Source organism: Streptomyces sp. NPDC006923 (assembly GCF_040635655.1).
Classification (GTDB): Bacteria; Actinomycetota; Actinomycetes; order Streptomycetales; family Streptomycetaceae; genus Streptomyces.
Map to the genome: position 1 here is coordinate 38665 of NZ_JBEYIF010000030.1, position 7779 is coordinate 46443.

General features: G+C 72.2%; 9 protein-coding genes and 1 pseudogene. 3 read left to right on the top strand and 7 right to left on the bottom strand.

Features of this window, described 5'->3' with window-relative positions; genetic code table 11:
- Positions 1-117 precede the first annotated feature (117 nt).
- The 3 genes from ABZ707_RS31810 to rimP all read right to left on the bottom strand — a co-directional run bounded on the left by ABZ707_RS31810 (position 118) and on the right by rimP (position 2122).
- Positions 118-408: a YlxR family protein gene (locus ABZ707_RS31810; RefSeq protein WP_360181858.1), complete on the bottom strand. Its 291-nt coding sequence runs from the start codon at positions 406-408 to the stop codon at positions 118-120.
- 143 nt (positions 409-551) lie between these two features.
- On the bottom strand, positions 552-1622 hold the full coding sequence (gene nusA, locus ABZ707_RS31815; protein WP_360181834.1) for a transcription termination factor NusA: 1071 nt from the start codon (positions 1620-1622) through the stop codon (positions 552-554).
- Between the two features lie 2 nt (positions 1623-1624).
- The gene (gene rimP / locus ABZ707_RS31820) at positions 1625-2122 is read right to left on the bottom strand and encodes a ribosome maturation factor RimP (RefSeq protein ID WP_360181837.1); all 498 of its coding nucleotides are present in this window, start codon (positions 2120-2122) and stop codon (positions 1625-1627) included.
- Positions 2123-2273: 151 nt separating this feature from the next.
- Here rimP and ABZ707_RS31825 point away from each other — a divergent pair, with 151 nt between their 5' ends.
- From ABZ707_RS31825 to ABZ707_RS31835, 3 genes are read left to right on the top strand one after another with little or no spacing between them, the layout of a single operon-like run.
- Positions 2274-2810 (top strand): hypothetical protein, encoded by a 537-nt coding sequence (locus tag ABZ707_RS31825; protein ID WP_360181840.1) that lies wholly within the window; start codon positions 2274-2276, stop codon positions 2808-2810.
- Complete coding sequence (locus tag ABZ707_RS31830; protein ID WP_360181843.1) at positions 2807-3232, top strand: DUF4439 domain-containing protein; 426 nt, start codon at positions 2807-2809, stop codon at positions 3230-3232. The genes ABZ707_RS31825 and ABZ707_RS31830 overlap by 4 nt, the downstream gene beginning before the upstream one ends.
- Positions 3233-3264: 32 nt before the next feature.
- Positions 3265-4158 (top strand): aminoglycoside phosphotransferase family protein, encoded by an 894-nt coding sequence (locus tag ABZ707_RS31835; RefSeq protein ID WP_360181846.1) that lies wholly within the window; start codon positions 3265-3267, stop codon positions 4156-4158.
- Between the two features lie 69 nt (positions 4159-4227).
- Here ABZ707_RS31835 and ABZ707_RS31840 read toward each other — a convergent pair whose 3' ends face one another.
- The 4 genes and pseudogenes from ABZ707_RS31840 to ABZ707_RS31855 form a co-directional block, all read right to left on the bottom strand.
- Positions 4228-5919 (bottom strand): proline--tRNA ligase, encoded by a 1692-nt coding sequence (locus tag ABZ707_RS31840; RefSeq protein ID WP_360181849.1) that lies wholly within the window; start codon positions 5917-5919, stop codon positions 4228-4230.
- Between the two features lie 78 nt (positions 5920-5997).
- A complete protein-coding gene (locus tag ABZ707_RS31845; RefSeq protein WP_360181852.1) occupies positions 5998-6567 on the bottom strand; it encodes a GNAT family N-acetyltransferase in 570 nt (189 codons plus the stop codon).
- A 16-nt stretch (positions 6568-6583) separates the two neighbouring features.
- A complete protein-coding gene (locus tag ABZ707_RS31850) occupies positions 6584-7444 on the bottom strand; it encodes a GNAT family N-acetyltransferase (RefSeq protein ID WP_360181855.1) in 861 nt (286 codons plus the stop codon).
- A gap of 164 nt (positions 7445-7608) precedes the next feature.
- A pseudogene (locus ABZ707_RS31855) lies at positions 7609-7779 on the bottom strand (4-hydroxy-3-methylbut-2-en-1-yl diphosphate synthase); the annotation flags it as partial.

The following is a 7779-nucleotide window of genomic DNA, read 5'->3' on the forward strand; positions in this document are numbered from 1 at the left end:
CCGTCGCTACTTCATGGGCGTACTCATCGCGTACTCATCGAGTGCTCATCGCAATCTCGACCTACTTCCAACTCGCGAGGTACCTGAACCGCACGGGGTCCCGTGCCGTACTTCTTCTTACGGTGCGGCCTGCTCTGTGATTGCCTGAACGACCCGGCGCACTTCCGCGCTGTCGAGCGGTCCCTGGACCCGGAAGGCCCGGGGGAACGCCCGGCGGCGGACCGCCAGATCGAAACAGACCAAGGCGGGGTGCACATACGCACCCCGGCCGGGCAGCGTACCGCGTTGATCGGGAACACATTGTCCATCGACCACCACGATGCGCAGCAGTTCGCTCTTGGCCGCTTGCTCCCGGCAGCCCACGCAGGTTCGCTCAGGGCAGGCGCGGTCGCTCGTCCGGCCAGACATGCTCAAGTCTACCTCCCCGCGCCGACCTCACCCGTTCGGGGCAAGATTCGAACACTCGCTGGCCAAAAAGATCGGCTCCGGGATCCGGCGAGGCCCCCGCGGGGGGTGCCGGGGAGGCCGCTGCCGGTCATTTCCGGCCGGTGTCAGCCGCGACGGACGTCGCTGCCGCGCGCCGCGCCGCGGTCGCGGTCACCCGCGCGGTCGCCGCTCCGGTCGCGGTCGCCCTCGTCGTCCGCCTGCTCCGTGTCCGGGCGGATGTCGATGCGCCAGCCGGTGAGCCGCGCGGCGAGGCGGGCGTTCTGCCCTTCCTTGCCGATCGCCAGCGAGAGCTGGTAGTCCGGCACGGTCACCCGCGCGGAGCGGGCACCGAGGTCGACGACCTCGACCTTGCTGACCCTGGCCGGCGACAGCGCGTTGGCCACCATCTCGGCCGGGTCGTCCGACCAGTCGACGATGTCGATCTTCTCGCCGAGCAGCTCGGCCATGACATTGCGTACCCGCCCGCCCATCGGGCCGATGCAGGCGCCCTTGGCGTTGAGGCCGGACCGGGTGGACCGTACGGCGATCTTGGTGCGGTGGCCGGCCTCACGGGCGATCGCGGCGATCTCGACGGAGCCGTCCGCGATCTCCGGGACCTCCAGCGCGAAGAGCTTCTTCACCAGATTGGGGTGGGTACGGGACAGGGTCACCGAAGGACCGCGCACCCCCTTGGCGACCCGGACCACATAGGTGCGCAGCCGCAGACCGTGCGTGTACTCCTCGCCCGGCACCTGTTCCTGCACCGGCAGGATGGCCTCCAGCTTGTCGTCCAGCCGGACGAGGACGTTCCTGGGGTCCTTGCCCTGCTGGACCAGCCCGGCGACCACATCGCCCTCGCGACGGGCGTACTCACCGAAGGTGACGTCGTTCTCCGCGTCCCGCAGCCGCTGCTGGATGACCTGGCGCGCCGTGGTCGCGGCGATCCGGCCGAAGTCGGACGGGGTGTCGTCGAACTCCTTGGGCTCCTGCCCCTCGTCCAGATCGGCCGGGTCCTCCTTGGCCCACACCGTGACATGACCGTTGTCCCGGCTGAGCACGACCCGGGCGTGCCGACGGCTGCCGTCCGTGCGGTGGTAGGCGATGAGGAGGGCCGATTCGATCGCCTCGACCAGCAGATCGAAGGGGATCTCCTTCTCTTGTGCCAAGCCCTTCAGGAGCTTCACATCGATGTCCACGGCTACGCCTCCTCTTCCTTCTTGTCCTTGCGGTTGAACTCGATCTCGACGCGCGCCCTGGCGATCTCCGTGAAGGCGATCCGGCGGGCGGTGGGCTTGCGCCCCTTCACGCCCGGCACTTCGAGGTCGAGTCCCTCGTCGTCCACACCGAGGATGCGGGCCACCAGCTCGCCGCCCTCGTGCGGTTGGAGCCTCGCCAGCCGGCCGACGGCGCGCAGATAGTGGCGGCGCTCGGTCAGCGGGCGCTCGGCTCCCGGGGAGGTGACTTCGAGCTGGTACTCGTCCTCGCCCATCGCGTCCGTCTCGTCGAGCTTGTCGGAGATGGCGCGGCTCAGTTCGGCGCACTCGTCGAGGTCCACACCCTCGTCGGAATCCACCACGACTCTCAGCACACGGCGCCTGCCCGCCCGGGACACCTCGATCTCTTCCAGATCCAGGTCCTTCGCGGCGACGAGCGGTTCCAGCAGTCCGCGGAGCCTTTCGCTCTGGGTGGTGCTCATCCGGGTGACTCCTCGGCCGCGTGTGCTGTTGTGGGATCGTCGTGTGTCAGATCAAAGGGTATCCGGTCCCAAGGGGTGTTGCCGTCCACCCGCGAGTGACCCGCGGGTACGCTCGCCTGCGAAGATCATCAAGAGTCCCGAGGAGAGACGCGTGGGGCGCACGGGGAAGACACGAAGACACGCGCTCATCGCCGCGAGCGCCGCGACGGCCGGTCTGCTGACCGCCTGCTCGACGGACCCGGCGGACGGGCGCGCGTCCGGGGGCGCGGCGGGCGCCGCCGCCCGTGCGGAGGTCGCGCTGCGACTGCGTTCCGCCGCGACCAGCCGGGAGTTATTGGTCCGGTACGACGCGGTGCTGAAGCGGCATCCGGACCGGAGCGGGCAGCTCGCACCGCTGCGCGCGGCCGTGGCGCGGCATGTGTCCGCGCTGTCCCCGAAGCCCAGCACCGGGAGGCCGTCACCCGCCGTCTCCCCCGTTACGCCCCGAACCGCCGCCCAGGGCTCGCCGGTTGTCGCGGACGATCCGGCCGAGGCGCTCCGCGCGCTGGCCGCCACCGAGCGCCGTACCGCCGACGCGCACACCGCCGCGCTGATGGAGGCGCCGCCCGAACTGGCCCGGCTGCTGGCCTCGCTCGCCGCGGCGAGCGCCGCCCACGCCTATCTGCTGACGGAAGGATCCCGCTCGTGAGCACCGGTGCGCTGGCCGCCGCGCAGGCCGCACTCGCCGCGGAGCATGCCGCCGTGTACGGATACGGGGTCGTCGGCGGGCGCGTCGGCGCGGCCCGGCGGCGCGAGGCCGCTGACGCGCACGCCGGGCACCGGGCCCGCCGTGACGCGCTGGCGCGCACCGTGCGGGATCTGGGCGGCAGGCCGGCGGCGTCCGCCGCCGCGTACGCCCTGCCGTTCCCGGTGCCGGACGCCGCCGCCGCGGTGCGGCTCGCCGCGGGTCTGGAGGACCGGATCGCGGACGTCTACTCCGATCTCGTCCGCGCGGCCGAGGGGCCGCTGCGCCGGGAGGCCGCGGGCGCGCTGCGGGAGGCGGCCGTACGCGCCGTGCGCTGGCGCGGAAGCAGCGGCGTAGCCTTTCCTGGGCTCGCCGAGCGCGCGTGAGCCCTTGGGCTCTGAAAGGGAACAACGCGGGTATGGCTTTCGAACCGCCGCAGCGTCTGGTGCGCACGCTCCGCGAGACGTACGGGGACGCCGCCGCCGACTGGCTCGGAAAGCTGCCCGGGATCGCCGCGGAGGCGGTCGGCCGGCGGGAGCTGGACGTCGAGCGGGTGGTGGCCCCGGGCGGCCGGAGCGGTCTGGTGGTGCTCGGCCGCCGGCCCGACGGCTCCCCCGCCGCGCTCAAGATCGCCCCGCCGTTCGCCGCTCCTTCGCTGGAGCGCGCGGCCCTGGCGCACTGGAAGGGCTGGGGAGCGGTGGAACTGCTCGATGCCGCCGGGGACGAGCTGCTGCTGGAACGTCTGCACCCCGAGGTGTCGCTGCGTTCCCTCCCCGAGGCGAAGGCGCTCCTCGAAGCGGCGGGCACGGTGCGCCGGCTGTGGGTCGACCCGCCCGTGGACCACGGCTTCGAGTCGGTCGCCGAGAGGTCGGCGCGTCAGGCGTCGGCGCTGCGGACGACGTCCGACGAGGCGCTGGCGCCGCTCGTCTCCGCGGCTCTCGCGGCGCGCGAGGAACTCTGCGCCGGACCCGCCGACGAGGTGCTGCTGCTGCACGGCGCCTTCCGCCAGGGCAAGGTCCTCGCGGGCGACCGCGCCCCGTGGCTGGCCGTGGGCCCTGAGCCGCTGGTCGGCGAGCGCGCCTACGATCTGGCCCGGCTGGCCCGCGACCGGGTGGAGGATCTGGTGGCCGCGTCCTCCGGCGCCTCGTCGGCGCGCCGCCGCGTCAACCGACTCGCCGACTCCCTGGACCTCGACCGCGAGCGGCTGCGCGGCTGGACCCTCTTCCGCGCGGTGGAGGCGGGCGTCCGCACCCTGACCGCGGGCCGCCGCCAGACCGCGGAGCTGCTGCTGGAGTTCGCCGGCTGGCTGTAGGAACACGTCTGGGGACGCGCCACGAGGCCCGGCGCCGGTGGCGCGGGCCTCGTGGGGTCTCCGGAGCCGTCAGGCGGTGAGGCGGGCGATCGCCTCCGCGACCGTCAGCTCCTCGCGCTCGCCCGTACGGCGGTCCTTCAGCTCCACCACACCGTCGGCGGAGCGGCGGCCCGCCACCAGGATGTGGGGGACGCCGATCAGTTCGGCGTCGGTGAACTTCACGCCGGGCGAGACACCGGGGCGCTCGTCCACCAGTACGCGCAGGCCGGCCGCCGCGAGCTGCTCGGAGACGTCCAGCGCCAGCTCCGTCTGGAGCGCCTTGCCTGCGGCCACCACATGGACGTCCGCGGGGGCGATCTCACGGGGCCAGCTCAGGCCCTGCTCGTCGGCCGTCTGCTCGGCCAGGGCCGCCACCGCGCGGGAGACGCCGATGCCGTACGAGCCCATGGTCACCCGCACCGGCTTGCCCTGCTGGCCCAGCACGTCGAGCTGGAAGGTGTCGGCGTACTTGCGGCCGAGCTGGAAGATGTGGCCGATCTCGATCGCACGGTCGAGCTTGAGGCCCGTGCCGCAGGAGGGGCACGGGTCGCCCTCCTCGACCACGACCACGTCCAGGTAGTCGTCGACCTCGAAGTCCCGTCCCGCCACGACGTCGCGCGCGTGGGTACCGGGCTTGTTGGCCCCGGTGATCCAGGCGGTGCCGGGCGCCACCCGGGGGTCCGCGATGTAGCGGATCTTGAGGCCCTGCGGGCCGACATAGCCCCGTACGAGATCCGGCCGGTCCTCGAAGTCCTCGGCCGTCACCAGCTCCACCAAGGCGGGCGCGAGATGCTCGCCGAGCTTGCCGAGGTCGACCTCCCGGTCACCGGGGACGCCCACCGCGGTGATCTCGCCGTCGACCTTGACGAGCAGGTTCTTCAGGGTGGCCGAGGCGGGCACGCCGAGGTACGCGGCCAGCGTCTCGATGGTCGGGGTGTCGGGGGTGTCCAGCTCCTCGGCCGGCCCGTGCCCGGTCTTTTCGACCGGCGGCGCGACAAAGGTCACGGCCTCCGTGTTGGCCGCGTAGTCGCACGCCGGGCAGTCCACGAACGTGTCCTCGCCCGCCGCGGCCGGTGCCAGGAACTCCTCGGAGGCCGAACCACCCATCGCGCCGGAGACCGCCGAGACGATCCGGAAGTCGAGGCCGAGCCTGGCGAAGATCTTCTGGTACGCCGCCCGGTGCAGCGCGTAGGACTCGGCGAGGCCCTCGTCCGTGGTGTCGAAGGAGTACGAGTCCTTCATCTGGAACTCGCGCCCGCGCAGCACGCCGGAGCGCGGCCGGGCCTCGTCGCGGTACTTCGTCTGGATCTGGTAGAGCATCACCGGCAGGTCCTTGTAGGACGTGCACTGGTCCTTGACGACCTGGGTGAAGATCTCCTCGTGCGTCGGGCCCAGCAGGTAGTCCGCGCCCTTGCGGTCCTTGAGGCGGAACAGCAGGTCGCCGTACTCCTCCCAGCGTCCGCTCGCCTCGTACGGCTCCCGGGGCAGCAGCGCAGGCAGCAGCACCTCCTGCGCGCCGATCGCGTCCATCTCCTCGCGGACGACCCGCGAGACGTTGTCGAGGACCTTCTTGCCCAGCGGCAGCCAGCTCCAGATACCGGCCGACGTGCGGCGGACATAGCCGGCGCGGACCAGCAGCTTGTGGCTGAGGGTCTCGGCGTCCGCCGGGTCGTCGCGCAATGTCTTGACCATCAAACGGGACATGCGCTGGACCTGGGACATGGGGAGTACTCCTGCGTTCTCTCGGCTGATGCTCTGGAGGTTAGCCGGGCCGCACCGGCGGGCGGAAATCAGTAAGTGTCAGCGGGGCCGGCGCAGCGGGAGCGGGGCGCCCATCACGGCGTACGGCTTGGGTGCGCTGGGGAAGTGGACCTGGCGGGCCAGGTCCTCGTACCCGAGGGCGCGGTACAGCCGCCGGGCCGGGCTCTCCGTGTCGATCGCGGACAGGATCGACCGCGGCTGCGCGGCGGTGTCCGTGATGGAGGTGATCAGCGCGCGGCCGATGCCCCGCGCCTGGAATCCGGGATGGACATGCAGCTCGGTGATCACGAAGGAGTCGTCGAGCCAGCCCTCGGAGCCGGTGGCGCGCAGATGGGGTTCGACGACCGTGGACCACCAGTGGGCGCGCTCGTTCGGCTGGCCGTACACGAACCCCACGAGCCGGCCGTCCCCGGTGGTCGCGCCGAGGGCGCGGCAGCCGGGGTAGGTGAGGTGCCGGAGCACGATGTGGCGGCGCACCCCGATCTCGTCGTCGCTGAGCCCGAAGGCGAGGGCCTGCACCGCGAGCGCCTCGTCGACGCGTGCGGCGAGATCGACCGGCCCTACCTGTACACCGGGGGTCCGGGGGTCGTCCCCGGGAATGCTCAGCATGAGCCGAACCCTACTTTCAGAAGAGCACGCTCATAAAGGCGCCCACCTCGCGGAAGCCGACACGGCGGTACGCGGCGCGGGCGGGGGTGTTGTAGTCGTTGACGTAGAGGCTCACCACGGGGGCGACATCCGCCAGCGCGTACCGGACGACGGCCGCCATGCCCGCCTCGGAGAGGCCCCGGCCGCGGTACTCGGGGTCGACCCAGACGCCCTGGATCTGGCAGGCGTGCGCGGTGGCCGCGCCGATCTCGGCCTTGAAGACGACCCTGCCGTCCTCGATCCGGGCGAACGAGCGGCCCGCGCCGACCAGTTCGGCCACACGGGCCTGGTAGAGCAGTCCGCCGTCGCCCGCGAGGGGCGAGATGCCGACCTCCTCGGTGAACATCGCCACGCAGGCCGGCATGATCAGTTCCAGCTCGTCCTTGCGGATCCGGCGTACCAGCGGGTCGGGCGCGACGGTGGCGGGGACCCGCTCGGTGACCATCAGCGGCTGGTTGGCGCGGACCTCGCGGGCCGGGCCCCAACTGGGCTCCAGCAGCCGCCACAGCTCGGCGGTGGCCTCGGCGGGACCGACGATCGAGGAGCAGCGGCGGCCGGTCCTGCGGCCGCGGTCGGCGAACGCGCGCACGGCTTCGGGGGTGGCGCAGATGGGGACGAGATTGGCGCCGGAGTAACAGAGCGAACGCAGCCGCCCGTCCGCGTACCAGCCCCACATCTCGCCGCCCAGCCGCCAGGGATCGAGTCCGGCGGCCTGAACGCGCGAGGTCACAAAGGCATTGGCGACCGGCTCGCTCTCCAGAATGGCGAGCGCCGCGCCGAGTTCGCCGGGGTCGAGGACCCGGGTGGTGGTCTGCGTCAACACGAGGGGCCTCATCATGCGGTCTGTTGATTCTCCGCACTGTACCTGCCGGTTTGGCGCCCTGTGGAGCCCAGGGGCCTCCCCGGCGCCCGCAGGCAGCGGGTCCCGGGCCGGTGCCCTGGGGGCGGTGGCCGCGGGACCCGTCACCCCGGTGCCGGCCGCGCGGGCCGGTCCGGGGCAGGTCAGCTCACCGAGACCTCGGGCTCACCGGAGGAGACACCGTCCTTCTCCATCTGCTCGGCGATCTTCAACGCCTCTTCGATCAGGGTCTCCACGATCTTCGACTCCGGCACGGTCTTGATGACCTCACCCTTCACAAAGATCTGACCCTTGCCATTGCCCGACGCGACCCC